12 protein-coding genes and 2 tRNA genes are annotated in these 26,041 nt (G+C 60.0%); 11 read left to right on the top strand and 3 right to left on the bottom strand.

Going from position 1 to position 26,041, the window contains the following annotated elements; genetic code table 11:
* Positions 1 to 114 precede the first annotated feature (114 nt).
* From AAAV21_RS00900 to AAAV21_RS00885, 4 genes are all read left to right on the top strand, one after another.
* The gene (locus AAAV21_RS00900) at positions 115 to 13,032 is read left to right on the top strand and encodes a leucine-rich repeat protein (RefSeq protein ID WP_349106760.1); all 12,918 of its coding nucleotides are present in this window, start codon (positions 115 to 117) and stop codon (positions 13,030 to 13,032) included.
* A 118-nt stretch (positions 13,033 to 13,150) separates the two neighbouring features.
* Complete coding sequence (brnQ, locus tag AAAV21_RS00895) at positions 13,151 to 14,509, top strand: branched-chain amino acid transport system II carrier protein (RefSeq protein WP_349106757.1); 1,359 nt, start codon at positions 13,151 to 13,153, stop codon at positions 14,507 to 14,509.
* A gap of 91 nt (positions 14,510 to 14,600) precedes the next feature.
* Positions 14,601 to 14,677: transfer RNA gene (locus AAAV21_RS00890), tRNA-Pro, on the top strand.
* Between the two features lie 6 nt (positions 14,678 to 14,683).
* Positions 14,684 to 14,757 (top strand) — tRNA-Gly (locus AAAV21_RS00885).
* Between the two features lie 214 nt (positions 14,758 to 14,971).
* Here the strand turns inward: AAAV21_RS00885 and AAAV21_RS00880 are convergent.
* The 3 genes from AAAV21_RS00880 to AAAV21_RS00870 form a co-directional block, all read right to left on the bottom strand.
* Positions 14,972 to 15,967 carry a hypothetical protein gene (locus AAAV21_RS00880; RefSeq protein ID WP_349106754.1) on the bottom strand — a complete coding sequence of 332 codons (996 nt, stop codon included), beginning with the start codon at positions 15,965 to 15,967 and terminating at the stop codon, positions 14,972 to 14,974.
* 267 nt (positions 15,968 to 16,234) lie between these two features.
* On the bottom strand, positions 16,235 to 16,690 hold the full coding sequence (locus AAAV21_RS00875; protein WP_349106752.1) for a hypothetical protein: 456 nt from the start codon (positions 16,688 to 16,690) through the stop codon (positions 16,235 to 16,237).
* Positions 16,683 to 17,006: a type II toxin-antitoxin system RelB/DinJ family antitoxin gene (locus tag AAAV21_RS00870; RefSeq protein WP_099431570.1), complete on the bottom strand. Its 324-nt coding sequence runs from the start codon at positions 17,004 to 17,006 to the stop codon at positions 16,683 to 16,685. The genes AAAV21_RS00875 and AAAV21_RS00870 overlap by 8 nt, the downstream gene beginning before the upstream one ends.
* Positions 17,007 to 17,434: 428 nt before the next feature.
* Between AAAV21_RS00870 and AAAV21_RS00865 the strand changes: the two genes are divergently transcribed.
* The 7 genes from AAAV21_RS00865 to hyfE all read left to right on the top strand — a co-directional run bounded on the left by AAAV21_RS00865 (position 17,435) and on the right by hyfE (position 26,038).
* Positions 17,435 to 17,953 carry a 4Fe-4S dicluster domain-containing protein gene (locus AAAV21_RS00865; protein WP_022095206.1) on the top strand — a complete coding sequence of 173 codons (519 nt, stop codon included), beginning with the start codon at positions 17,435 to 17,437 and terminating at the stop codon, positions 17,951 to 17,953.
* 76 nt (positions 17,954 to 18,029) lie between these two features.
* Complete coding sequence (gene fdhF / locus AAAV21_RS00860; RefSeq protein WP_349106749.1) at positions 18,030 to 20,252, top strand: formate dehydrogenase subunit alpha; 2,223 nt, start codon at positions 18,030 to 18,032, stop codon at positions 20,250 to 20,252.
* Between the two features lie 78 nt (positions 20,253 to 20,330).
* Entirely contained in the window at positions 20,331 to 20,948 is a 618-nt protein-coding gene (locus AAAV21_RS00855) for a 4Fe-4S dicluster domain-containing protein (RefSeq protein ID WP_022095203.1), read from the top strand.
* Positions 20,941 to 22,959, top strand: coding sequence for a hydrogenase 4 subunit B (gene hyfB, locus AAAV21_RS00850; RefSeq protein ID WP_349106747.1), 2,019 nt, complete (start codon positions 20,941 to 20,943; stop codon positions 22,957 to 22,959). The genes AAAV21_RS00855 and hyfB overlap by 8 nt, the downstream gene beginning before the upstream one ends.
* 12 nt (positions 22,960 to 22,971) lie before the next feature.
* Positions 22,972 to 23,898: an NADH-quinone oxidoreductase subunit H gene (locus tag AAAV21_RS00845; RefSeq protein ID WP_118237871.1), complete on the top strand. Its 927-nt coding sequence runs from the start codon at positions 22,972 to 22,974 to the stop codon at positions 23,896 to 23,898.
* Between the two features lie 15 nt (positions 23,899 to 23,913).
* Positions 23,914 to 25,371, top strand: coding sequence for a hydrogenase 4 subunit D (locus AAAV21_RS00840; protein WP_349106744.1), 1,458 nt, complete (start codon positions 23,914 to 23,916; stop codon positions 25,369 to 25,371).
* Positions 25,372 to 25,384: 13 nt separating this feature from the next.
* Entirely contained in the window at positions 25,385 to 26,038 is a 654-nt protein-coding gene (gene hyfE / locus AAAV21_RS00835) for a hydrogenase 4 membrane subunit (protein WP_118237867.1), read from the top strand.
* The last annotated feature ends 3 nt before the right edge of the window (positions 26,039 to 26,041 follow it).

Here is a 26,041-nt window from a genome sequence, read left to right as displayed (position 1 = left end):
CGCCCTTAGATAAACCGTTTGCGCAGCCTTCCCGCATTGTCGCTTATACAGGGTATTGTGAGATGATGGCCCACACTGGGACTCTGTATCTTTGCGAATTGCGGGAAGGTTCCTATGAACAGGATCACTGCTGCCCTCTATAGGTTTTTAGTCGTCTATCTTTCGGTCGCGATGGTCGTGACCTCGATACCCCTTGCTCCCAGCACGGCCTATGCCGATGATGCCGGGGCGGTCGCCTTCGAGAGCGAGGCCCAAGAGACCGACTCGGGCTCTGACGCTGATGTCGATGCGGTCGATGAATCATCACCTTCGGACGAAAGCGCTTCATCCACGTCTTCCGACCAAGAGAATAATACGCAGGACGACTCATCCAGCGCGGCATCCGACGCCCCCGGGACGAGCCTAGCGCAGGACCTCACAAGTGCTGCGACCGATTCCGATGCTGCTAAGAGCTCGCCTGCAACGTCAGAGTCCTCGTCCGATGACAGCGAAGTCGATCCCCTCGTGTATGAGGATCCAACGGTCTATGAGTATGCCAAGCTTATGCCGAACGGCCATGTGTATCCGTGTGATGCAAGCGGAAACGTTACGGTAGAGATCGATGGAGACGACCCGTATGGGAGCTCTGTCGACGGTAAAATGGTAACCAATCTGATCGTTGATTACGGAGTGGATGGGGTCCCCGGATATATTTGTGAGTATTCCTCCAATCTGCGTTCGGTGCGTTTTGAGAACAGCTTTATTTCTTCAATTGGACTACACGCCTTTTCTGGGTGCTCCAATCTCGCCGATATCAGCTTTTCCGGTATGACCATTGGAAGTATCGGAACAGGGGCCTTTTCTGGGTGCGGATCGCTTACGAGCCTAAATATTGACGACGTTGCTACCATCGGCACGATGGGCGATGCCGCGTTTGCCTGGAGCGGGCTGCGGTCTACGGGGCTCGACAAGGTCGTTGGCCTCAGTTCGATTCCTGAGAACGCTTATAATGCCTGTAGCGCTCTGACCGATACCGGTCTGGGCGGGAACACATCCATCACGTCAATCGGCGTTAATGCGTTCAAAAACTGCTCCCGCCTTGCGACGACCGGACTTGAGAGCAATACGACGATCAAGACGCTCTACGAAGGTTGCTTCTCCGGGACCAATATGAGCGGCGGGCTGACGCTGCCCCTTTATTCCAAAATCGAGGAACTGCCGAGCCGTGCGTTCTATGGCTCTAAGCTCGAAACCGTGTACCTTGGGTGCGACCATGTTGTACTCATTAATTCCACCACGTTTCCCAAGCAATACATGACCGCCATGGTCCCTGCCAAGATGGTTTCGCAATACGCAAGCGGCCGCCCCAAAGAGGTTTGGGAGAGTTGCAATGGCAGCCTGCCCGTCCCCGTAGGTAAGGTACTCCAAAAAATAAAGATTTCGCGCGATCCCGACAAGATGGCCTATCAGCAGGGTGACACCATTTCGCTCAGGGGCATGAGTGTCACGTTTCAATATCCTCATTCGACGATGGATAGCGACTACGAAGCCCTCATAAAGGAAGAACTCGGCGAATACCTTACGGCGACTCCCTGCGACGGCGACGTCTTCGATGGCTCGATGGACGGAGAACCCATACAGCTGGTGTATGACGACGGCTACACACACCTTGTCACGAACAGCAAGGGCAACCTGCAGCAGGCAGCCTACGAGTATGCCAAGCTCATGCCCAACTACTATCTGTATCCGTGCGACGCAAACGGAAATCTTACGGTAGAAATCGATGAAAACAACCCGCGCGAGAACTCTGTCGACGGTCGAATGGTAACGAATTTGATTGTCGATTACGGGGTTGATGAAGTCGACGCACAGCTCTGCGCCGACTCTACCAATCTGCGCTCAGTGCGCTTTGAGAATAGCTCCATTTCTAAAATCGGATTGCACGCCTTCTATAACTGCCCGAATCTCACCGATATCAGCCTTTCCGGTATGACCATCGGCACCATCGGGAAAGAGGCATTCTATGGCTGCAAGTCGCTTACAAGTTTGAACATCAACGAGGTTGCCACCATTGGCTCTATGGGTGAAGCCGCGTTTGTCGACTGTGGGCTGGTGTCCACGGGGCTCGACAAGGTTGTCGGCCTCACATCGATTCCCGACAGAGCCTACGAAGGCTGCAAGGCTCTGACCGATACCGGCCTGGACAAGAATACCTCCATTACATCGATTGGCGTTTGCGCGTTCAGGTTCTGCACGAACCTTGCCACCACAGGGCTCGAGAGCAACACAACGGTCCAAACGCTTGGCCACACCTGCTTCTACGGCACCGACTTGAGCGGCGGGCTGACGCTGCCATATAACTCCAAGATCGAGGAGTTGCCGGAAAAGGCGTTTGGCAGTACCAATCTCGAGACCGTGTTCTTTGGGTGCAACCATGCGGTGCTCATTAACACCGACACGTTCCCCAAATACAACATGACCGTCATGGTCCCTGCCAAGATGATTCCGAAGTATGCTAACGGGCATCCCAAAGCTGTTTGGGAGAGGTGCAACGGCTGCCTGCCCGTCCCGGTGGGCAAGGTGCTCGAGAACGTTGAGATCTCATGCGACCCCAACAACATGACCTACGAGACGGGGGAGACCATTTCGCTCGAGGGCATGAGCGTTGAGCTCGATTACCCGCATACGGTATCGATTTGGAACTACGAGGCGCTCATACAGGATGAGCTCGGCGAGTACCTTACGGCGACTCCCTGCGACGGTGACGTCTTCGATGAGTCGATGGACGGACAGTCCGTAAAGCTCGTGTATGACGACGGCTATTCACATTTTGAAACCCAGACAAAGGGCACGCTACAGCTTAAGAAGCCTGAGCCGACGTCGTTCCAGATCTCCTATGCCCAAACGATCGATAAAGGCGAACGCAAGCTAATGGACGGCGTTGAGCTGCCCGATGTTTCCGGCGCGATGACGATCGATGCGGGCGCCGAGATCACGCTCGATGCCGGTGCTTTGGGGATGCTCAACGACAACCTTACCTTTAAGGGCTGGTATGACACCGAGTCCGGCAAGTACATCTCCAAAGAGACAGTCTACACGTTTACGCCGGATAAGGACCTGTCCCTGGAGGCTCGCTTTAAGCTCAAGGACTATGCGGTGCACATCAACAATGCGCAGGCTACCGATTCGTCACAGGACTATGCGCACCTGAGTGTTACCGCTCAAAACTGCTATCGCAATACCGGCGAGACGGTTGAGGTTTCCGCCGTAACGGATAACGCGCTGTTCCTGGGCTGGTATCTGGGTGAGGGCGATGACGCCTACGCCGTGAGCGATCAGCTCGACTTTACCTATACGGTGAACGAGGCGGACGCGACTGAGTCCGAGGATGAGAGCGACTCCAAGATCGAGATTACGCCGCGCTACTGTGCCCCTCAGGCGAGCGTGGTCCTGAGCGTGGACGGGGTCGATGAGAACGGTCAGCCGCTCGGACAGTTCCTTTCCACCGGTCTGTACGGCATCGGGTCACGCGTAACGGTCGTAGCGGTCCCTTTACCCGGCTATGTGTTTGACTACGCGACCGATGCCCTCGGCAACGTTGTCTTTACCGGCGACGATGGTCCGTCCTACACGTTTGTGCTCGAGGGGGATGTGCAGTACGCCGCGCATTTCCGCGAGGCGACTGGCCCCGATGAGTCACTCGCGGCGCTGAAGGCCGCGCTCATCGCTGCGATTACGGCTGCGGCCGTTCTCGCTACCATGTATGGCTTGGGCGAGATTGTCGACCCCATCGCGGCCGACGCGGTGATTGAGATTGGCATGGCCGACAACATTGAGGATGTTGCCGCTGTGGGCACCAAGGTGCTCAAGGAGATTAAGGACATCATCGACGACCACAAGAAGCCCAAGCCCCATGGCGACCATAAGATCGAAATTATTGCCACCGCGCAGCCCGAGGTGGGCGGCGTCGTTACCGGCGGCGGTATCCACTATGAGGGGACGGTCGCCACGCTCGAGGCTGTCGCAAATCCCGGCTATCGCTTCGTATGTTGGAAAGAGAACGGCGTCGAGGTCTCGACATCTCCTCTCAAGACGATGACGATCACGGACCTGACGCCCGAGGTCGTAAAAATGACGGCCGTCTTTGAGAAAAAAGTCGAGGTCACTGCGGTTGCCGAAGCCGATGGCATTCAGGCCGATTTTTCGACAGGCTGCACCGCAAGCCCCGTAAAGCAGAGCATCACCCCTGGCGATCAGGCTATGGTCACTGCGAGCGAGGGTCCCGACTATGCCTTTGTGGGATGGTTTGAGGACGGCATCGAGGTTTCGCCCGAGCGTACGTATATCTTTAAGGCCGAGGTCGACCGCCATCTGGTTGCACGCTTCCGTAAGGCGGATAAGACCATCCTGGTGAATACCGATCCCTTCGACAGCGCCGAGGTGCTGTGCGATGGTGTGCCGGTCGTGGATGGCAAGGTTCGCGCGAAGGATGGGGACATTCTCACGTTTACGATGCGGCCCAAGGTGCGCCCCGACAATCCGGAGAAGACGTACCGGTTTGTAGAGTGGCGAGAGACCGATGCGCAGGGCATCACGATTGCCAACAAACAGGAAGTTTGCGAATACCGCGTTAACGGAAATGCCCGGATCGAGGCCGTAATGGACGGCAGGGATGCGCATACTGTGCGCGCCGAGGCCGACCCGCTCGAGGGCGGTACCGTTACGCTGAAGCGCGGCGAGACTGCCGGCATGGTGCTCGAGGTTCCCGAGGGCGAGCACCTGACCGCGGAGGCCACCCCATCCGAGGGTTATATCTTTGACGGTTGGTATCTGAGCAACGGCGGCTCGGATACCACGTCGACGCTGGTGTCGAGCGAGCGCTCCTATACCTTTGAGCCCATTACCGACTGCGTGATCCAGGCAAAGTTTACGCGTGCCTGCAAGGTGGACGTTGTCGTTGAGCCAGCCGCGGCCATGGCGGGCAAATATTTGGTGCACGGCGAGGGCTACTGCATGAAGGGCGAGCCTGCCACGCTGAGCATAGAGCTCACGGCCGAGGCGAGCAAACAATTTACCTTTAAGGGCTGGTACGACGCCAAGACGGACCTGCTTTTGGGCACCGACCCCAGCTACCTCGAGTTCTATCCCGAGGACGTGGAATGCACGGTGCGCGCGGTGTTTGAGGAAAACACGTATACCGTGACGGCGAAGGCAAAAAAGACTTTTGTGGAGCGCGGTACGGTTGAGATCGAGGGGCATCCGGGCGCGTCTTCTGTTACCTGCGGCTACGGCGATACGGTGATGCTCAAAGCGAAGGCCAACGACGGCTACCGCTTTGACCATTGGAAGGATGGCTCCAGTAAGGAGTATGACTCCGCCGAGCTGGTCGTTAAGGTCACCAAGAGCGATACCTATACCGCGATCTTTACCGACTCAAAGCCCGAGGTTATGGTCACGGCCGATTCATGGCTCGGCGGTACCGTGACGTGCAATGGGACCGTGGTGAAGCCTACGACCGATACGTTCAAATTAGGTGAGACCCTTCATCTGACGGCCAAGGCCCATCCTGGCTTTTTGTTCTGGGGCTGGTACGTCAATGGCCGCCTGAAGAGCCTTAAGCACGAGACCACGTTGGTTGCCAAAGCTCGCGGCAAAACCGGGCACTGCGTCATTACCGCGGCCTTTGTGCCTATCGATACCGTCTGCGTGCCCCTCGCCGATCCCGCGGAGGGCGGCACCGTCAAGGCGAGCCGAATCCTTGCCGACCGCGGCGCGGAGGTTGCCCTGAAGGCGACGCCCAACCCCGGTTACGTCTTTACGGGTTGGTATACGGCCGACGGCACGTTTGAGTCTGCCGATGCGGAGTTCACCTGCCACCAGGAGCGCAGCCATGTGCACGTCGCGCGCTTTATGGCAAAAAGCTATGAAGTCGACGCCACGACGGTAGTCGATTCCGGCACCGGTTCACTGGTCAAATCAAATGCCGCCGGCTGGGTCGAGGGCACAGGCACCGTCGAGGCGGGGCATGCCGCCATGCTGACCGCGCATGCGCTTTCGGGCTATGCGTTTGAGTATTGGGCCGATGCTTCGGGCACCGTGGTAAGCCGTGACGGCACCTATCACGTGGTGCCGACGTCCGACACGACGCTCCAGGCCGTGTTCTCGGCAAAGCAATATACGGTGGACGTCTCGTGCGAAGAGAGCATGGGCACGGTCGAGGGCGCGGGGGCGTATGCCGCCGGACAGGTCGCAACCGTGCGTGCGGTCGCCGCCGAGGATACGGCTTTTGTGGGCTGGTTCCGTAACGGCACGTGCGTGAGCTCCAAGAAAACCTATCGATTTACCGTGCGTGAGGATACGTCGCTCTATGCCGTCTTTGCGTCGGGTTCGTATGTCGTGCATACCGTTGCTTCGCCTGCCGAGGGCGGAGCCGTGAGCGGCTTTGGTGGCTATGAGGCCGGCGACCGCGCAACGCTTCGTGCGATCGCCAACACCGGATATTCGTTTGCGGGCTGGATCGACGATAAGGGTGAGACGGTCAGCGTGAACGCCGACTATACCGTTAAGGTCACGGGTGACGCCACCTATACGGCGACCTTTACGCCTAAGTCCTATCAGGTCGTTTTGAGCGCAAGTGACGATGGCGTGGGCACCCTGAGCGGCGAGGGCTCCTATCAATTCGGTGATACGGTCGAACTCAACGCTACGCCTATGGGAACCAAACGTTTTGTCGGCTGGTATGTCCTGGATGCCGAGGGCAACAAGTCGCTGCTGAGCTGCGACGCCCATTGTTGGGTTAAGCTCGACAAGGATATGGTCGAGGGGCTCGAGGACGATACGCTGGAGCTCCAGGCCGTGTTTGCCGATCCGTACGAGGTGACCGTTACGGGCGAGATCGTGGTGAAGGACAAGGCATCGAACAGGGGCTGCCGTGTTACGGGCAGCGGTAGCTTTGCCGTGGGCGATCAAGTGGAGCTGACCGCTGTTGCCGGTATGGGCTATCGCTTTGTGGGCTGGAGCACCGATAAGGAGGGTACCTCGATTGTCGAGACCGCGACGACCCTCGATGTGACCGCCACGCAGGACATAGCGTACTACGCGCAGTTCGAATCCGATGGACAAGTGACCATTACCGTCACGGGGTCGTCCATCTTCCGCGGTACGGCCCTTCTGGTCGACGGTATTCCTGCCGGTAGCAGGTCCTACGACAGGGGCGACATGTTTATGGCGATCGCGATCCCGTGGAAGAAGTACCACTTCTCGCATTGGGTCGACGATGCGGGTGTCACGGTGAGCTACAGCTCGTTCTATATCGGTACCGCAAAGGAGAATAGGCAGCTTACGGCCGTGTTCTATGAGACGGGCTGCGATGTCCAGGTCGCTACGTATCCCAAGGACGCGGGCTTTAGCATGGTTGCGCTTGGTACCGGCGGCTCCTACCACTCCGCGGCGATTATGTTTACCGTGCCGCACGAGGGTTGGAAGTTTAAATACTGGGTTGATGAGAACGGCATGCCTGTGGGCGCCACGCCGGTGATCAACCGCGTAGTGTTTGGCAACCGTACTTTTACGGCCGTTTACGAGCGGGCGTCGATGACGGTTACGGCGGTTGATCCGCGTCAGGGAGGACACGTCGAGGGCTCCTCCGAGGACGAGTCGCTGGGCTATGCCGTGACCAACGAAGTCGAGAACGGTGAGTCCATGACCCTGACTGCCGTTCCCGATGCGGGGTATGTGTTTGATGGGTGGTATACGCGTAACGAAGATGGTTCGTTGGGCGACGAACCGCTGAGCACGGATGCTTCCTGGACGTTTGTGCCCGAGGACGATATGACCGTCGAGGCACGCTTTGCGGAGGCGCCCAAGTACAAGGTGACGGCCCGAGCGGTCAACGGATCGGTTGATCCGGAGTCTGCTTTGGTCGCTACGGATGGCAAGGTGACGCTTTCGGCGATGCCCGATGAGGGCTGCTACCTGACGCGCGTGACCGTTGCCGAAGAGGCGGGTGATGACGGACCGGCCGGCAATGCCTGTGACCTTGTTATTTCTGACTATAAGGGTGGGGCGTACGAGGTCACACTGAGTGGCGTGAGTGCTCCGCAGCAGGTCACGTTTGAATTCGCGAAGGCTGCGGCTCCACAGGTCCTTGCGCAGCCGCAGGATGCGAGTGCTTACGAGGGCGATCCGGTTGAGTTTTCGGTTGCCGCCGAGGCGGGGCGCAACGTTCGCGTCCATGCGGCTGTGTCTTCTGGATCCGCCGCAGACGTCAAGCTGAGCTACCAGTGGTATCGCGTGTCTGACGATGGCGGCAAGGCGGTGGCGCTGAAGAGCGAGACGGGGGAGACTCTTTCGATCGCCCAGCTCGACAGCGACGGCGAAGGCGAGTACTTCTGCCGCATTACGCAGAACTACCTGGGCACGGTGGCAAAGACGGATACCGAACATGCGAAGGTATCCATCGTGCCCCGAGAAGCACTTGTGTTTAACGGGCGCGTGCTGCCGGTGGCGACCGCTCATGATGAGTACCGTGCAGAGATTGCCGGCGCTATGGGCGGCAAGGCGCCGTATGCGTACAACTTGGCTGACGTTGAGGTTCCTGAGGGCATGCAGCTGACGCTGGCAGATGACGGATCGGGCGCCTTGGTGCTCTCGGGCGTGCCTGCGGCTACGGGTGTGCATAGCTTCAAGATTAGGTGTACCGATGACCTGGGTAATAAGCGCGTAGCGCATTTTGTACTGCTCGTGAAGGCGAAGAAAGCCCCGCTTGCATTTGAGGGCCAGACCTTCACCTACAACGCGACGGCGCAGGCCCCGGAGCTTTCGGGCGTGCCCGAGGGTTGCGAGGGCGATATCACACTGACCTATGTTGGCACGGGAGACACACATTACTCGTCGGATCAGGCGCCGGTGGATGCCGGCACGTATCGTGTGGTGGCGACGCTCGACGCTAAGGGATATGTCGGTAATGCCTCCTGTGACTTCACGATCGAGAAGGCCCCAGTCGATATTCTGATCGAGACGTCTGATGTGACATACGATGGCGCACGACACGGTGCGGCGGTTGCGGTTGCCGGCCTTGATGCGTCTGCCTATTCCGTTGCCTATCGCGGTATAGATGGAACCACCTATGGTCCGACGGCGCTGGAGCCGTGTGACAGTGGCAACTATCGCGTCACGGTTAAGGTGACTGACCCCAACTATCAGGGTAAAAAGTCCGCCGACTTCTCGATTGCAAAGGCAAGCCAAGTCATTACGGGAACGACGAGCTATTCGGGTGTTTACGGTGGAGACCCCATTGTGTTTAACAACGTTGCCCAGACTCCCGTGAGCTTTGATCTGGTTGATTCCGATGACGATGCGAGCCCGGTTTCGATTAAGGGACGCTGCGCGACGGTGAAGGCCGCCGGTACGGCACGTGTTGTCGCCCATGCCGCTGCCTCGCGTAACTATCTTGCTGCCGAAGACGTTGAACTGACGGTTGCTGTTGCGCCGGCTCAGCTGCTGGTGAAGGTCGACGATGCCGAACGCTTTGAGGGCCAGGAGAATCCCGAGTTTACCTCCAGCCTGGTGAGCCGTTGCGACACCTCGGACGTAAAGGTTACGTACTTCTGCTCGGCGAATAAGAAATCGCCGGCGGGTGAGTACCAGATTGACGCGGCGGTCGCCGATCCGAACTTTGATGTCGCGGTCGACCCCGGCACGCTGACGGTCAAGAAAAAGCCCGAGCACTGCAAGGTGACGGCGAAGGCAGTCAACGGTTCGGTCGATAGTGCTTTGGTTTCGGTTGTTGAGGGCGGGGATGCAACCCTCTCGGCGACGCCCGACGAGGGCTGCTACCTCGAGCGCGTGACGGTCGTGCAGGCCGGCTCGGATGCGACAGTTGACCTCGACATTTCTGATTACAAGGGCGGGGCGTATGAGGTCACGCTGAGCGATGTCACCGCATCGCAGGAGGTCACGTTCGAGTTTGTCAAGGCGGACGCTCCGCGTGTGGTTGCGCAGCCGCAGGACGTAAGCGTCCATGAGGGCGATTCGGCTGTGCTCTCGGTTGCGGCCGAGGCAGGCAAGAACGTCGCCGACCACGCGACCTCGTCCACGGGGTGCGCTGCCGAGGTTGAGCTTTCCTACCAGTGGTTCCGCATGGTGAATGGCAAGGCCGTGGCGCTCGATGGCGAGACGGGGGAGACGCTCTCGCTCGCGGACCTCGATGACGAGCAGGCCGGCGAGTACTTCTGCCGCATCACTCAACGCTACCTTGATACTGAGAAGCAGACGGACAGTGATTGCGCCTCCGTCTCCGTCGTTGCCTGGGACACCCTTGTGTTTAACGGCGACCTGCTGCCGGCAGCGAGCGCCCACAGTACGTACATCGCCACGATTGCCGGGGCCGCGGGCGGCAAGGCTCCGTACGAGTACGCATGGGATGAGACGAAGCTCCCCGACGGGCTCAAGCTTTCCCGTACGCCGGGCGGTCTGACGCTCTCTGGCATCCCGTCCAAGACGGGCGTTTCCGCCTTTGATATCACGTGCACGGATGCCCGTGGCGAGGCCATGACCGCCCGCTTTGCGCTCGTTGTCCAGGCAAAGCACGTAATACTTACGTTTACGGATGGCGACTATACCTTTAATGGCGCGTCGCAGGCGCCCGAAGTTTCCGGTGCGCCCAAGGTCTGTAAGGGCGATCTCAAGATTAAGTACTACGGGACCGGAAGCACGCAATATTCCTCGACGGAGGCCCCGACTGATGCCGGCACATACCGCGCTGTCGCCACACTGCGCAGCCACGGCTACATCGGTGCCGCTGCCTGCGAGTTCGAGATCGCTCCGGCAAAGCTCAAGGTGAAGGTCGACGACGCCGAGCGCTTCGAGGGAGAGGCGAACCCAGCGTTTACCTCGAGCCTGGAGAGTGCGGTTGACACTTCGGGTGTGAAGGTCGCGTACTCCTGCGATGCCGATGAGAGCTCTCCTGCTGGCAAGTACCGGATCGGCGCGACGGTCACCGACCCGAACTTCGATGTCGAGGTCGTGCCCGGAACGCTGACGGTGAAAAAGAAACAGGAGCCCGTTGATTCCGGCCCGGTGGTTCCGGACCCGGACAATCCGGACCCCGATCAGCCTGATCCGGATCCCAACCCCGACCCGGATCCTAACCCTGAACCTGATAATCCTGATCCGGGCCCCAAGCCGGATCCCGATAATCCCGACCCTGATAACCCCGAGCCCGATAACCCGGACAAGCCCGAGCGCTTTGAGGTGACGGCAGAGGCGGTCAACGGTTCGGTCGACAACGCTTCCGTCACCGTTGATGCCGGCGGCGACGTGACGCTCTCGGCGACGCCCGTCGAGGGCTGCTATCTCGAGCGGGTGACGGTCACGGAAGCCGGCTCGGACAAGGCCATCGATCTCGATATCTCCGACTATGAGGGCGGGGCGTACGAGGTCACGCTGAGTGGCGTCACCGCGTCGCAGGAGGTCACGTTCGAGTTCGTGAAGGCGGACGCTCCGAAGGTGATCGCCCAGCCGCAGGATGCGAGCGCTCACGAGAGCGATGCTGTCGTGCTCTCGGTTGCTGCCGAGGCGGGCAAGGGCGTCCTCGACCACGCGTCCTCGACCACGGGTTCTGCCGCCGATGTCGAACTTTCCTATCAATGGTTCCACATGGTGGGCGGCGAGGTCGTGGCGCTCGAGGGCGAGACGGGGGAGACATTCCTCATCGAGGGTCTCAACGAGGATTGCGCCGGCGAGTATTTCTGCTGTGTCACTCAGCGCTACCTTGGTACCGAGACGCAGGTGGAAAGCGATCGTGCCGTCGTTTCCGTTGTGCCCCGCGATGCCCTTGTGTTCAACGGCGGTCTACTGCCGGTCGCACGTGTGCATAGCACGTATCGCGCGACGATTTCGGGTGCCGCGGGTGGCGAAGCTCCGTATGAGTACACGTGGGACGACGCTAAGCTCCCCGACGGGTTTAAGCTTGCCCGCACAGCGGGCGGTCTGACGCTCTCGGGCACCCCGTCCAAGGCCGGAGTGTCTACCTTTGACATCACGTGCAAGGATGCTCAGGGCAAGATCGTGACCGCGCACTTCGTTCTGGTCGTTCAGGCGAAGCGGGTCGAGCTTGCATTTGAGGGCGGTAACTTCGTCTATAGCGGTGATGCTCAAGCGCCCAAGGTCACGGGGGTTCCCAAGGCCTGCGAAGGTGACCTGAGGGTCAGGTACTACGGGACGGGCGGCACGCACTATTCGTCGAGTGAGGCCCCGACCGATGCCGGCACGTATCGCGCCGTTGCCATGCTGCGAAGCGACGGGTATATCGGCGCCGCCTCGCGCAAGTTCAAGATTTCACCGGCGAAGCTCAAGGTGAAGGTCGACGATGTTGAACGCTTCGAGGGAGAGGCGAACCCCTCGTTTACCTCGAGCCTTGAGAGCTCAGCCGATACCTCGGGCGTGAAGGTCGAGTACTCCTGCGACGCCGACGAAAGCTCACCGGCGGGCGAGTACCAGATCGGGGCGACGGTCACCGACCCGAACTTTGATGTCACGGTCGAGCCCGGTACGCTGACGGTGAAGAAGAAGCAGGAGCCTATCGGCCCGGACCCGGTGGTTCCCGATCCGGACAAGCCCGATGGACCCGATCCGGACAAGCCGGACCCGGACCAGCCGGACAAGCCCGAGCCCGACCAGCCTGACCCGGGCAGGCCCGAGCCCGGCAAACCGGAGCCTGATCAGCCGGACAAGCCGGACCCGGATAACCCGGATAAGCCTGAGCCCGACAACCCGAGTAAGCCGGAGCCGGAAAAGCCCGGAACGCCCGATTCCGACCAGCCGGATTTAAAGGATCCGACAAAACCCGGTAGTTCGGATGACTCCGCAGCTGATAAGGCAAAGGCATCGGGCGCGGAAAACTCCGGCAAGAAGGAATCTTCCAAGTCGAGCGCTCAGCAGCTCGCCGACACGGGCGATCGTGCGCCATTGGCCGTCGTCGTCGCTGCAGGCGCCGCTGCGCTTGTCGCGCTGGGGCTCGAGCTGCTGCGTCGCCATCGCTCGGACGCGTAACGGCTCAAAAGGGGTGGCTAGATTGAAGCTTTGTGCGATTTAGTCTGCTAAAGCGTATATACTTGCGGGACGGGTCTTTTGCCCGTCCCGTTTTTGTTTTGACTCGAAAGGTGGTCCCATGGCTTCATCCGCTCCGCGCGGTCTGCGCTCCGACCATGTCGTCACCGTCGGCATCGCCCTGTTCTCGATGCTCTTTGGCGCCGGCAACCTCATTATTCCGCCGCTGCTGGCGCTGCAGGCAGGTTCCGCCACGCCGGTCGCCATGTTCGGCTTTCTGATTGCCGCCATCGGCCTGCCCGTCATGGGCTTTATCGCCGTGGCGCTTGCCGGAACGGCGCGCGAGCTTGCTGGCCGCGTGCACCCCAAGTTTGGCGAGTTCTTTGTCGCGGCGGTGTATCTGGCCATTGGCCCGTGCCTGGCCATTCCGCGTACGAGTTCCACGGCCTTCGAGATGCTGGTGCCGCTGTTGCCCGAGGGCGTCTCGCTCGGCACGGCGCGCCTGGTGTTTGCCGTCGGCTTCTTCGTCGTCGCGTTTGCGCTCACGCTGCGCCCGGGCGTCATCACACGCGTGCTCGGCCGCATTACGGGCCCCGCTCTCATTGCTCTTATCGTATTGGTCGTGGGTGCCGCCATGGTCTCGCCGCTGGGCCCCGCCGCCGCGCCGCAGGCTCCCTATGATGCCGGTGCTGCCGTGCAGGGCTTTTTGACCGGCTACCAGACCATGGACCTGCTCGCGTCGCTCGCCTTTGGCATCATCATCGCCGAGACCATCCACGAGCTGGGCGTTACCGATGACAAGCGCGTGGCTTTCGAGATTTCGCGTTCCGGTGTGATCGCCGGCGTGCTCATGGCCATCATCTACTGCGGCTTGGGCCTTGCCGGTATGCAGCTCGGCACCGTGATGCCCGACGCTACCAACGGCGCCGCCATCCTCGCTCGTTCGGCCTCCATGCACTTTGGGCTTGCCGGCACGGTCGTGGTCTTCGCTATCTTCTTCCTTGCCTGCATGAACGTGTGCATCGGCCTTATCAGCTGCTGCTCGCGCTACTTCTGCGAGACGTATGTGGTCGAAGGGGGAGCAGAGGCTTCCGAGGAGGCCATGCGCCGTCCCTTTGCGATACTCGCCTTTGTGTTCGCGGTGTTTTCGTGCGTGCTCTCCAACGTGGGCCTCGACGTGATCCTCATGTTCTCGGTGCCCATGCTCAACGCCCTGTACCCTGTCGCCATCGTGCTGGTGCTTATGGGCTTGGTGCACGGCTTTTGCGACGCTCATCCGCAGGTGTGGATCTGGGTCGGCGGCGTGGTCGCGGTGCAGAGTGTGATCACCTCGGTTCGCGACGCGTTCTTTGCGGGTGCGTGGCTACCGTTCGATGCGCTGCCGCTGGCGGATATCGGTGCCGCGTGGGCGCCGGTCGCCGTAGTTGCCTTTGTGATCGGCCTGCTCCATAGTCGTTTTGTTGCACATTCGAGGAGCTAGGGTATCGTCGCTTGCACAGGCGGGGAGTCTCCCCTATAATTTCCTTCGCTTTGGGACACGCAAGGTTTAGACCTTAGCTGCTCAACACCTTCGGGACGTGGCGCAGTTTGGTAGCGCGCCTGCTTTGGGAGCAGGATGTCGCAGGTTCAAATCCTGTCGTCCCGACCATATCTTGCGGGCGTAGTTCAATGGTAGAACCCCAGCCTTCCAAGCTGATGACGCGGGTTCGATTCCCGTCGCCCGCTCCACAAGAATTTTTTTAACGGCTTTGGTTTCCATTGGGGATCAGAGCCGTTTTCATATACATGCCGGGGACCCCATATCCCCTCCTAAGTTGCGGTGAAATAGTTCCTGGATTAGCCGCAAAAGCTGTTATCCAGGAACTATTTCACCGCAACTTATTGAGGCCGAGCGGGCTGGGTCGATGATGGGTTCTGTTGTCGAGAAGATGAGGGCAGCCGGTCAGGAGTCTGCGTAGGGTTTTGTGGTTGGTATACCGTAGCCGCGCATCATGGTGCCAAATGCTTCGACATCGTAGGTGTCTGAAAGTTTGAAATGAATGACGTTGTGGCCCATGGCACGCAGGTTCGCGTCGCGCATGAGGGCAGCTCGATAGGTTTTTGCTGCAGTATGTTCCGGATCATTTTGGGCATCGTCCTCAAACTTGCCTAGTCCATGCAGCTCAGCCAGCATCCAGGAGCCGTTTGGCATCTGCCAGCCGTAGTCGGCCAGATAGTAGCCGGCGTTCCCCGGTCGAGTGATTTCAACCTGAAGTTTGGGAGCGGCAACTCCCGCCAGAATCATTGCTGCCCGTGCTTCGGATTCTCCACCGTTATCCGATCTGCCATCCATGTGTTCAAAAACGTCAAATGCGCGCGCGATGCCGTGCAGTCCGCGGCAGTTCGCTTGTGCATATGCACGTAATTCTTCACGCTCGACACCGTACTCACGAGCCAACCCGTCGACATAACCCAGCGCATAGCGAAACGCGGTCGTTCGGGCGATATCGACAACCGTTCGATACGGATCCGTGAGCGCAAACGGACCGAGCTGCCACACTTCGCCCGCCCGCCAGCGTCGGTATTCAACGAATTCGTACATATCGCGTCTGGTGGAACGCGGCAGCAGCACTTGCACCTTGTCGAGAAGCGAATATGCAGAACCGATGCCATAGAGCAGTGCCGCCGTTGCTCCACAAAACACGGCATCCGGTTCAACGACCGCAATGGCGGATGCCAATTGAAAGATGCGATCTTCGACGCCGAGGTCATTCCAATATGCGGGGTCGGCATAGACGTGGTTATAGAGTCGAACGATCATTTGTTTTTTCATGAGTGCGTAGGCGCATCGTTCATCCCATTTTTCCGTAGCTACAAACAGGCGCCCGTCATGATGAGCCTCGAATATCGAGAAGAATAGCTTTACCTGTGGTTTAGTACAGCGGCCATCGTTACTCATTGGCGACCCCAAGGCATTGAGAGGGAACGAATGACATCAAGCTATCGCATATTCATTCTGTCGGACCTTGCCATGAACTGGCCAAAAGCTTGACGGTGCAGGTCAGGGGCTTATAACGGAGCTGGGCACATCGGCAAACGGTCGATAATGGCCTTTCGGCGGTATTAAAACCTGCCCTTACAGAAAGTTGCGGTGAAATAGTTCCTGAAAAGCTCGAATAAGCCTAAATCCAGGAACTATTTCACCGCAACTTGGGTGGGCATGGGGTTAGCTGCGGGGGCGGTGGCGGAGCTTGTCGATGGTGGAGTCGATGCTGCGGCTGCGGGCTTCGGCTGCGGTTTGGCGCTTGCGGCGGTAATCGATCTTGCCTTGGATGATGGGCTTGCCAAAGCTCATGACATCATCGTTGTAGATGGCGGTTCGGGCTGCGAGGAGGCAGTCGGTAAAGTCCATATGGGTCTTGCCAAAGAGTTTGACGGCAAGGGCGACAACGGTGGGCTCGTCGACCATGACGTCATCGATCAGCCTTTTCATGGCCGCAGCAATCTCAACGCGTGGAACCTTATAGACGTCGCGCAGCGTGACCACGACGCGCGTGATGATCTCGGGGTAGACGCGAGCGGTGCGCGTGGCGATGACCTTGGCAGCGCGCGGCGACAGGACCTCGTCGTCGTCGAGCAGATAGCGCAGGATGACGGTCTCGTCGATGATGGTGCTACTCATGGATATCTACTTCCTCGGGACCCAAAATCGAATCGTCGCTTTCTGTAGCAAGGTATTCAATCCAAGCATTGCGCTCCTTGGAGCGGCGATTGGGGTCCCCATATGCTTTGAGCGATCCATAGGCGGCGGTGCCGTCTTTTGATCGTACTGCGACCGGCTGAAAGGGGAGCTTACGCATCAAAATGCTCTGCGCGACAAAAAGACGTACGGCCTCGGCGAGCGATGTGCCCATGGCGTCGTAGAGACGCTCAGCATGCTGCTTGTCTTCCTCGCGAATGCGCACCTGCAGGATGGCTCGTTTTTGAGTCGATGACATCACTGGCCTCCCTTAATGAGCGTGCAATATGAATAGTCAAATACAGCTTCGGCTAGTAATTGCCAATCTTATAACAATTACTTTATTGCACTCGAGTAATTGAGTGTGATCATTATTACAAACGTACTACATCCTTCAGAAGCGAGCGTGAAATCTTTGTTGGGCGTACGCGTGTAATACACTCGCTTTTATATCCTATTGAGAATAATCCTAACCAGCCCAAACCCCTGCAATACACCCGTAATGCAGGGCCTATGCTCAAGTTTACCCCCTGCAACTGCGTATATTTAACCTGTATACCGTTGGAGATATTCTACCGAGTGCCTGTTTCGCCGCATGCTCTCGATACGCCGATGCCGGACCACGGGCGGTCCGGGGCAACGTCGACAGGGTCTCTCCGGCATGGGATTCAGGAGGGAGTGAACAACATGGGCAATAAACGAGTCGTAGCCGATTCATCGCGCTGCATTGGGTGCCAAACCTGCATGGCGGCGTGCATCGAGGCGCACGACATTCCCGGCAACATCGCCGCGCCGCGCCTGCGCGTGACGCGTACGTACGAGATCTCCGCACCGGTGGCTTGCCATCACTGCGAGGATGCCCCGTGCGCTAAGGCCTGCCCCACGGGTGCTTTGTTCTTTGATCCAAAGAACCATCGCATCGGCGTTAACGAGGACAACTGCATCGGCTGCAAGAGCTGCGTCATGGCGTGCCCCTTTGGCGCCGTGAGCGTGGCGACCACGCAGGTCCCCGTCTTGATGGGCGACGTGCGCGTGGGTTCGCAGACTAAGAGCTTCGTGCTCAAGTGCGACCTGTGCGTGGACCGTCCCGGCGGTCCGGCGTGTGCCGAGGCGTGCCCGACCAAGGGTCTCACCTTGGTAGACGAGGAGCGCCTGGCGGAGCTGACTGCCGAGCGTGCCCGCGCCACCATCGAAAACGAGGCGTAGGCGGGCGGCCATACAGGCCCAACGATTGTCAAATACGTACCGAGTAATCGGTAGCAGAGAAAGGAAGGAGGGTGTCATGGAGAAGCATAAAGTGATCTGCCCGTACTGCGGTGCCGGTTGCCAGTTTAACCTCTTGGTCCAAAACGGCCAGGTCGTGGGTACCGAACCGCTCAACGGCATCACCAATCAGGGCGAGCTGTGCCTTAAGGGCATGAGCGGCTACGACTTCATCAACGACACCAAGATCTTGACTCCTCGCGTACTGCACCCGATGATCCGCCGCACCAAGGGCGCGGATCTTGAGCGCGTAAGCTGGGACGAGGCACTGGATTTCACCGCATCTAAGATGCAGGCCATAATTGACGAATATGGTCCTAACGCTGTCATGACCACCGGCTCTTCGCGAGGCGGCGGCAATGAGGCGAACTACGTCATGCAGAAGTTTACGCGTGCGTGCATCGGCACCCACAGCGTGGACAACTGCGCCCGTACTTGACACGGCCCTACTGTCCTCGGTCTGATGGACACGGTTGGTTCAGGTTGCATGTCATGCTCCATCCCCGGTATGGAGGATGCGGGCTGCATTTTCCTCTTCGGCTATAACCCTGCCGATTCGCACCCCATCGTCGCAAGGCGTATCGTGCGAGCCAAAGAAAAGGGTTGCAAGATCATCGTCGCCGACCCGCGCCATATCGAAACTGCGCGTATCGCCGATCTCTACCTTCCGATCAAGAACGGTTGCAATGTCGCGTTCCTCAACGCCTTTGCCAACTGTCTGGTCAACGATGGCCTCTACGACAAGGAATTCGTCGCCGAGCACACGAACGGCTTTGACGAGTGGTGGGAGACCATCAAGAACTACACTCCCGAATCCGTACAGGACATCACGGGTGTCGATCCCGCGCTGATCCACCAAGCTGCCGAGATGTACGCCACGGCGAAGCCCTCTGCCATCATTGGCTGGGGCATGGGCGTATGCCAGCAGAAGCAGAACCTGAAGACGGTGCACACCATCGCCTCCATCGCCTGCGTTGCCGGCCAGATCGGCAAACCCAACTCCGGCCTCGCGCCCGTGCGTGGCCAGAACAACGTCCAGGGCTCCTGCGATATGGGCATGCTGCCCAACCTGTACCCTGGCTACCAGAAAGTCACCGACCCCGCCGCTCGCGCCAAGTTTGCCAAGGCTTGGGGCGTGCCCGAGGAAAAGCTCCCCTTGGAGGAGGGCTACAAGCTCACCGATCTGGGTCACCTGGTCGACGAGGGCAAGGTGCACTGCTTCTACAACTACGGCGAGGACCCGGTGCAGACCGAGCCCGATTCGGCTGGTATGCGCAAGACGCTTTCCGAGCTGGATCTGTTCATTTGCCAGGACATCTTTATGACGCAGACGACCATGCTCGCCGACGTCATCCTGCCTGCTACCTCTTGGGGCGAGCACGAGGGTGTCTTTACCGCATCCGACCGTAGCTTCCAACACTTTGACGCGGCCGTTCCGCCCAAGGGCGAGTGCCGCCACGACTGGGAGATCTTCGCGGACCTGTCCACGCGCATGGGCTACCCCATGCACTACGACAACACCGAGCAGATCTGGAACGAGTGCATTAGCCTGTGCCCCAACTTTGTGGGCGCAACCTACGAGAAGATGGCTCCCGAGGGCGGTTACGCTCAGTGGCCCGTCAAGAGCACCGATGTGAACGACCACGGTACGCCCGACATGTTCGCTGGTGGCAAGTTCACCACCAAGGACGGCCGCGCCAACCTGATGGCGCACGACTGGGAGGCGCCCTCCGAGCTTCCCGACGATGAGTACCCGCTCATCCTGTGCACCGTCCGTGAGGTCGGCCACTACAGCTGCCGCTCGATGACTGGCAACTGCAAGACGCTGGCGCTGCTCGCCGACGAGCCCGGCTTTGTCCGCATGAATCCCGCGGACGCCCAGGCGCGCGGTATCAAGAACGGCGACATCGTCTCGATTCACAGCCGCCGCGGCCAGGTATACAGCCGCGCCGACGTGAGCGACCGTATCAACAAGGGCACGGTCTATATGACCTACCAGTGGTGGATCGGTAAGTGCAACGAGCTGACCATGCACAAGGTCGACCCGGTCTCGCACACGCCCGAGGACAAGTTCTCCGCCTGCCAGGTCGACGCCATTGCCGACCAGGTCTGGGCCGAGGGCGAAGTCGAGCGTCAGTACACCGAGCTCAAGCAGGCTCTGGTCGACGCCGCCGCTCCCCAGGACGTCGAGCCCGGTGCCGCCAAGTTCGATGACGAGACGCACGTGAATCAAATCGTGTAGTCCCGTTCTCGTTGGCTTTTTGGGCCGGGCGTCCCGTACGTTCGGGAGCCCGGCCCGTTATTTTGAAAGGAAGTGGGGATGAACCGCTTCATCGACATCAACCCGGAGAGGTGCATCGGTTGCGGAACATGCCAGTCCGCCTGTGCCGACGCCCACCGGATGCAGGGTCTTCAGGATACGCCACGCCTGGCGCTCGTGAAGACCGGCGGTATTTCGGCCGCCCTTGCCTGCCACCATTGCGAGGGTGCCCCCTGCGCCGAGGTTTGCCCGGTGAATGCCATCGAGCACGATGGCGATCGCATCCACGTCAAGGAGCAGGAGTGCATCGGGTGCAGGCTGTGCGCCATCGCGTGCCCCTTCGGTGCCATCCATCCCGATGGCACGTCTATTGCCGGCGTCGCAGGCATGTGCGATCCGACGCCTTCGTATCCTAAGTCCCTGAGCAGCCTGCTTACGTGGGCTCCCGGCCAGTACACCTGCGCTGTGAAGTGCGACCTGTGCGCCTTCGATCCGGACGGCCCGCATTGTGTGGCGGCGTGCCCCACCAAGGCGCTGACCGTCATGGGCGGCGCGGCCGATCGCGAGCTCGACGAGGCCAAGCGCTTGCGCTCGATCGAAAACGGCCCGGTCGTCGACGTTACCGCTGTTGCCCAGGGCCTGTCCGAGAAAGCAGAAGGGAGCGTAAACAATGGATAGCATGACGCTGTTTATCGCATCGCTTGCCGTCTCGTGCATCGGTGCGCTCGCCTCGGTTCTGCTGATCAAGGCCGATAACGCCGCCAAGACCGCCGGCTGCCTTATCGGCGCCGTCGCCGCGGTGCTTTCGTTTGTGGCTGGTATCCAGGCCGTGCTGGGCAATGTCACGTCGGTCGACACCATCGTGTTCTTCCCGTTTGCCCATTTCCAGCTGCTGCTCAATCAGCTGTCCGGCCTGTTCGTGGCGCTCATCTCGGTGCTCGCGTTTGCCGGTTCGATCTACGGTCTCAACTACTTTGATGAGTACCCGGGCAAAAAGGGCCGCGCCGGCTTCTTCTTTAACACCTTCGTGGCGTCCATGATGCTCGTCATTACCGCCGACAACGTGTTTTGGTTCCTGGTCGCCTTTGAGCTCATGTCGCTGACCTCGTACTTCCTGGTCGTGATCGAGGAGAACGAGAACTCCATCCACGGCGGTTGGCTCTACTTTGTGATCGCGCACGTGGGCTTTGTGCTCATCATGGCGAGCTTCCTCACCATGACCAACTTCGCCGGTGGCTCGTTTGCCTTTGCGGATTTCCGCGCCACGCAGTTTAGCCCCGCGGTCGCATCCGTGTGCTTCGTGCTCGCCTTCTTTGGCTTTGGCGCCAAGGCCGGTATCATCCCGCTGCACGGCTGGCTGCCCAAGGCACATCCCGAGGCGCCGTCCAACGTGAGTGCCCTCATGTCCGGCGGCATGATCAAGATCGGTATCTTCGGCATCCTCAAGGTGGGCCTCGACCTGCTCTCCGCCTCGGGTGTTCAGGTCTGGTGGGGCCTTATGGTCATGGTCTTCGGTGCGATCTCGTCGGTCCTCGGCGTGGCCTTTGCCTTGCAGGAGCATGACATCAAGCGCCTGCTGGCCTATCACTCCGTCGAGAACATCGGCATCATTCTGCTCGGCGTCGGCGCCTCCATGGCCGCCATGGCGCTCGACTCGGTCGGCATCGCCGTCCTGGCTCTGATGGCCGCCCTCTACCACACGTTCAACCACGCGATGTTTAAGGGCGAGCTGTTCTTGGGCGCCGGTGCGCTGCTGTACTCCACGGGTACGCGCAATATGGAGAAGATGGGCGGCCTGTTCCGCCGTATGCCGGCAACAGCCATCTGCTTCCTTATTGGCGCGCTTGCCATCTCGGCCATCCCGCCCTTCAACGGCTTTGTGTCCGAGTGGTTTACCTATCAGTCGCTGTTTAATGCTGCCATGCAGGGTGACAAGGCCGTCATGATCGTGGCCGTGTTCGCTGCCGTCGCGCTCGCCATTACCGGCGCGCTGGCCGTCACGTGCTTCGTCAAGGCCTATGGCGTCTCCTTTGCCTCCGCGCCCCGCTCCGAGGCCGCGGCTAATGCCAAGGAGGTTCCCGCCCCCATGGTGTTTGCGCAGGGCCTGCTCGCGGCCATCTGCGTCGTGCTGGGCATTGGCGCTCCCGTGATCGCGCCCGTGCTGGTCGATGTCGCCGCGTCCGTGCTGCATCCGTACGGTGGCGTGTTTGCCGCCGAGGGCATGGAGCTCATGAACCAGTACTCCGGCGCTGCCACCTCCACGCCCGCGATCGCCATTGCGCTCGTGGTGCTCGTCGGCCTTGCCTGCGGCTATCGCAAGCTCAAGACCGTCGGCAAGGTGCAGAAGTCCCAGCCGTGGGCGTGCGGTTATGCTCCCAACGAGCATATGCCCGTCGTGGCCACGACCTTTGCCTCCGAGGTGTCCTGGTTTATGCAGCCGCTCTATACGCTGCGCGACCGCTGCACGGCCGTCTGCTGGTCCATCGCGCACTTCTTCCAGAAGCTCACCGGTGTGGCCGAGGCTGTGGAGCCCGTACCCGACAAGGTTCTCGTCGATGCCCCGCATAAGGGTGTCGAGAAGCTCGCCGACCTCGCGACTAAGCTCGAGGGCGGCAACTACAGCATCTATATCTGCTACATCGTCGCGGCACTCGTGGTGTTCCTCGTGCTCGCCGTGCAAATGGGTTAAGGAGGGGAGAGCATGAACAACATCGTACTTGCCGTTCTGCAGGGCGTGGTCGTTATGGCCGTCGCGCCGTTCTTCTCCGGTCTCGGCCGCGTGATCCGCGCCAAGATGCACAACCGTCGCGGCCCCAGCATCATGCAGGACTACCGCGACCTGGCCAAGCTCTTTGCGCGCCCCGAGTCCCAGAGCGAGGACGCGAGCTTTGCGCTGCGCATTATGCCGCCGCTGTTCTTCGCCGTCGCCTTTATGCTCGCGATGGGCCTGCCGCTCTTTACGGCACAAAGCCCCATCCCGGTCTTTGGTGACGCTATCACCATCATGTACAGCCTGGCGCTCGCCCGCTTCTTCTTCGCCCTCTGCGGCGTGGATTCGTCCAACGCCTACGCCGGCATCGGCGGCGTCCGCGAGCTGCTCATGAGCGTGCTCATCGAGCCGTCCATGCTGCTGGCGCTGTTTGCCGCCGCCCTGGTGTGCGGTTCCACCGACATCGCCACCATGGGTCAGCACATCATGACGGGCGCCGTCGACGCGCCGGTCGCCGTGATCCTCGCCGGCATCGCCTTTGCGATCGCCTGCTACATGGAGCTCGGCAAGCTGCCGTTTGATCAGGCCGAGGCCGAGCAGGAGCTCCAGGAAGGCCCGCTCGCCGAGCTTTCCGGCCCGTCGCTTGCGATGGCCAAGCTCGCCATGTCCATGAAGCAGGTCCTGGTCGTCGCCTGGTTCTGCGCGATCTTCGTCCCCTGGGGCGAGCCCGCGACCGTGGGCGCCGCCGCCGTTCTGGGCGCGGTCATCTTCCTGGTGAAGTGCCTGATCGACTTTGTCGTGTGCGGCGTGATCGAGAACTCCTGCTCGCGTTCGCGTTTTAAGGTGCTCGGCAATCAGACCTGGGCCGTCGTGGGCATCGCCGTTCTGGCGTTTGTCTTCGTGGTCGTCGGCGTGTAGGAGAAGGGAGAAACAATGTCATTTGCAGTCAGTCTGTCCCTTCTCGGCTTGGTCGCTATCGCGGCCCCGATGGTGGCCTCGGTGCTCGTCTCCCTGTTCCCCCGTCCGTACGCCAAGTGGTTCAGCGTTTTGGGTGCCGCCGTCTCGACGGCCTGCACCATCGCCCTCGCCGCGAATTTCGCTGGCGCCGGCATGCCCGACACGCAGGTCCCCCTGATCTCGTTTGGGCAGACCCTCGTTATGGGCTTCACCTTCGATCGCATGAGCACGCTGCTCGCGCCCGCCTTTGTGGGTATCGGCCTGCTTGTCGTGATCTATTCGATTCCCTATATGAGCGAGAATAACCGTGAGCATCCCGATGCGCCGCGTCGTCGTTTCTACGCGTACCTCGCGACCTTCATCGGCGCCATGGCCGGCCTCGTGTACAGCTCGACCCTTTTGGGCCAGCTCGTGTTCTTTGAGATCACGGGTGCGTGCTCTTGGGGCCTCATTAGCTATTACATGACGCCTACGGCCAAGAAGGCCGGCATGAAGGCCCTGATCATCACGCATATCGGTGCGCTCGGCCTGTATCTGGGCGCCGCCATCGTGTTTGCCCACACCGGCACCTTCGCCATTACCGCGATTGCCGGCCTCGACGCCAAGCTCAAGGCCATCGTCCTTTTGCTCGTGTTGTTTGCGGCCTGGGCCAAGTCCGCACAGGTTCCCATGTATATGTGGCTGCCTTCGGCCATGGAGGCGCCGACGCCTGTTTCGGCCTACCTGCATGGTGCCTCGATGGTCAAGGTCGGCGTGTGCGTGTTCGCGCGTGCACTCGTCTCTGCCGGCGAGGTTCCCGAGATCGTGGGCTGGGTTGCCATTATCGACGCAATGGTCACGATGCTCTTTGGTTTCCTGATGTACCTGCCGCAAAAGGACATGAAGCGTCTGCTGGCCTTCTCCACGATCGCCCAGCTCTCCTATGTGTTCTTTGGTCTGGGCCTTTCGGTCTTTGGCAGTCAGTTAGCCTTTGATGGCGCCGTTTGCCACATCTTTAACCACGCTTTCGCCAAGACGCTGTTCTTCCTGATCGCCGGTTCGTTCTCCTTTACGCTCGGCACGCGTATGCTGCCCAAGCTTCGCGGCATCGTAAAGAAGTACCCGATCTCGGGCGTGGGCTTTGGTGTCGCGGCGCTCGCCATTGCCGGCGTGCCGCCCATGAACACGTTCTTCTCGAAGTTCCAGATCATCGCCGGCGGCTTTTCTGTGGGTGCCGGCAACGTCGCAATCCTGGTGCTCGTGTGCATCATGGTTGCCGAGACCGTCGCCACCTTTGCCTGGTTCCTTAAGTGGATGGGCTATTGCCTGCCCGGCGAGCCGAGCGAAGAGGTCGCTGCGGGTGCCCCGCTTCCCCGCGCGATGGCGTTCGTGTTCATCGTGCTCATCATCATGGTCATCGTCAGCGGCCCGCTTTCGGCCAGCTGGATCGGTTAGGAGGTAGAACGACATGGGTTATTCGATCGTCAACATCCTTGGCGGCCTTCTGATCGTCACGTCCACCATGGTGGTTGTCTCCAAGAACATCAAACATTCCATCCACTGGTATGCGGTGCAGTCGCTGGTGCTCGTGGGGCTGCTCGCCACGCTCGGTGTCACCACTGGTGCGCAGGAGCTGCTTATGTGGGCTGGATCTGCCTTTATCACTAAGGTCGTCCTGGTCCCTTACATCCTCAACCGCGCATACAAGAAGATGGGCGAGCCGAGCGACGCATCGCTCAAGGCCGGCCTTAAGCCCGCGTGGGCCATTTGCATCATCGCCGTGGAGGTCGCGATTTGCTTTGCCGTCGTGACGCAGATCAGCCTGCCCACGGCCGAGGTCGCAACGCCTGCGCTCGCTATTAGCTTCGCTCACTTCTTTGTGGGCCTCACCTGCATCATCTCGCAGCGCAACATCATGAAGCAGATCTTTGGATACTGCCTTATGGAAAACGGCAGCCATGTGACGCTCGCGCTTTTGGCCCCCACCGCTCCCGAGATCATCGAGATCGGTATCGCCACCGACGCCATCTTTGCCGTCATCATCATGTCCATCGTCGTGCGTCGCATTTGGGACGACTCCCACTCGCTCGATGCGCGCGACCTGTCCGAGCTGAGGGGGTAGTCC

It is taken from the genome of Collinsella sp. CLA-AA-H302 (genome assembly GCF_040093305.1).
Classification (GTDB): domain Bacteria; phylum Actinomycetota; class Coriobacteriia; order Coriobacteriales; family Coriobacteriaceae; genus Collinsella.
This window is presented reverse-complemented; position numbering and strand designations above follow the sequence as displayed.

What these genes read in the sequence shown, in the direction of transcription:
- AAAV21_RS00875 (WP_349106752.1), bottom strand. Translation starts at nt 16,690, where the DNA reads ATGAGTAGCACCATCATCGACGAGACCGTCATCCTGCGCTATCTGCTC.
- hyfE (WP_118237867.1), top strand. Translation starts at nt 25,385, where the DNA reads ATGGGTTATTCGATCGTCAACATCCTTGGCGGCCTTCTGATCGTCACG.
- brnQ (WP_349106757.1), top strand. Translation starts at nt 13,151, where the DNA reads ATGGCTTCATCCGCTCCGCGCGGTCTGCGCTCCGACCATGTCGTCACC.
- AAAV21_RS00840 (WP_349106744.1), top strand. Translation starts at nt 23,914, where the DNA reads ATGTCATTTGCAGTCAGTCTGTCCCTTCTCGGCTTGGTCGCTATCGCG.
- AAAV21_RS00900 (WP_349106760.1), top strand. Translation starts at nt 115, where the DNA reads ATGAACAGGATCACTGCTGCCCTCTATAGGTTTTTAGTCGTCTATCTT.
- hyfB (WP_349106747.1), top strand. Translation starts at nt 20,941, where the DNA reads ATGGATAGCATGACGCTGTTTATCGCATCGCTTGCCGTCTCGTGCATC.
- AAAV21_RS00870 (WP_099431570.1), bottom strand. Translation starts at nt 17,006, where the DNA reads ATGTCATCGACTCAAAAACGAGCCATCCTGCAGGTGCGCATTCGCGAG.
- AAAV21_RS00855 (WP_022095203.1), top strand. Translation starts at nt 20,331, where the DNA reads ATGAACCGCTTCATCGACATCAACCCGGAGAGGTGCATCGGTTGCGGA.
- AAAV21_RS00865 (WP_022095206.1), top strand. Translation starts at nt 17,435, where the DNA reads ATGGGCAATAAACGAGTCGTAGCCGATTCATCGCGCTGCATTGGGTGC.
- AAAV21_RS00880 (WP_349106754.1), bottom strand. Translation starts at nt 15,967, where the DNA reads ATGAGTAACGATGGCCGCTGTACTAAACCACAGGTAAAGCTATTCTTC.
- AAAV21_RS00845 (WP_118237871.1), top strand. Translation starts at nt 22,972, where the DNA reads ATGAACAACATCGTACTTGCCGTTCTGCAGGGCGTGGTCGTTATGGCC.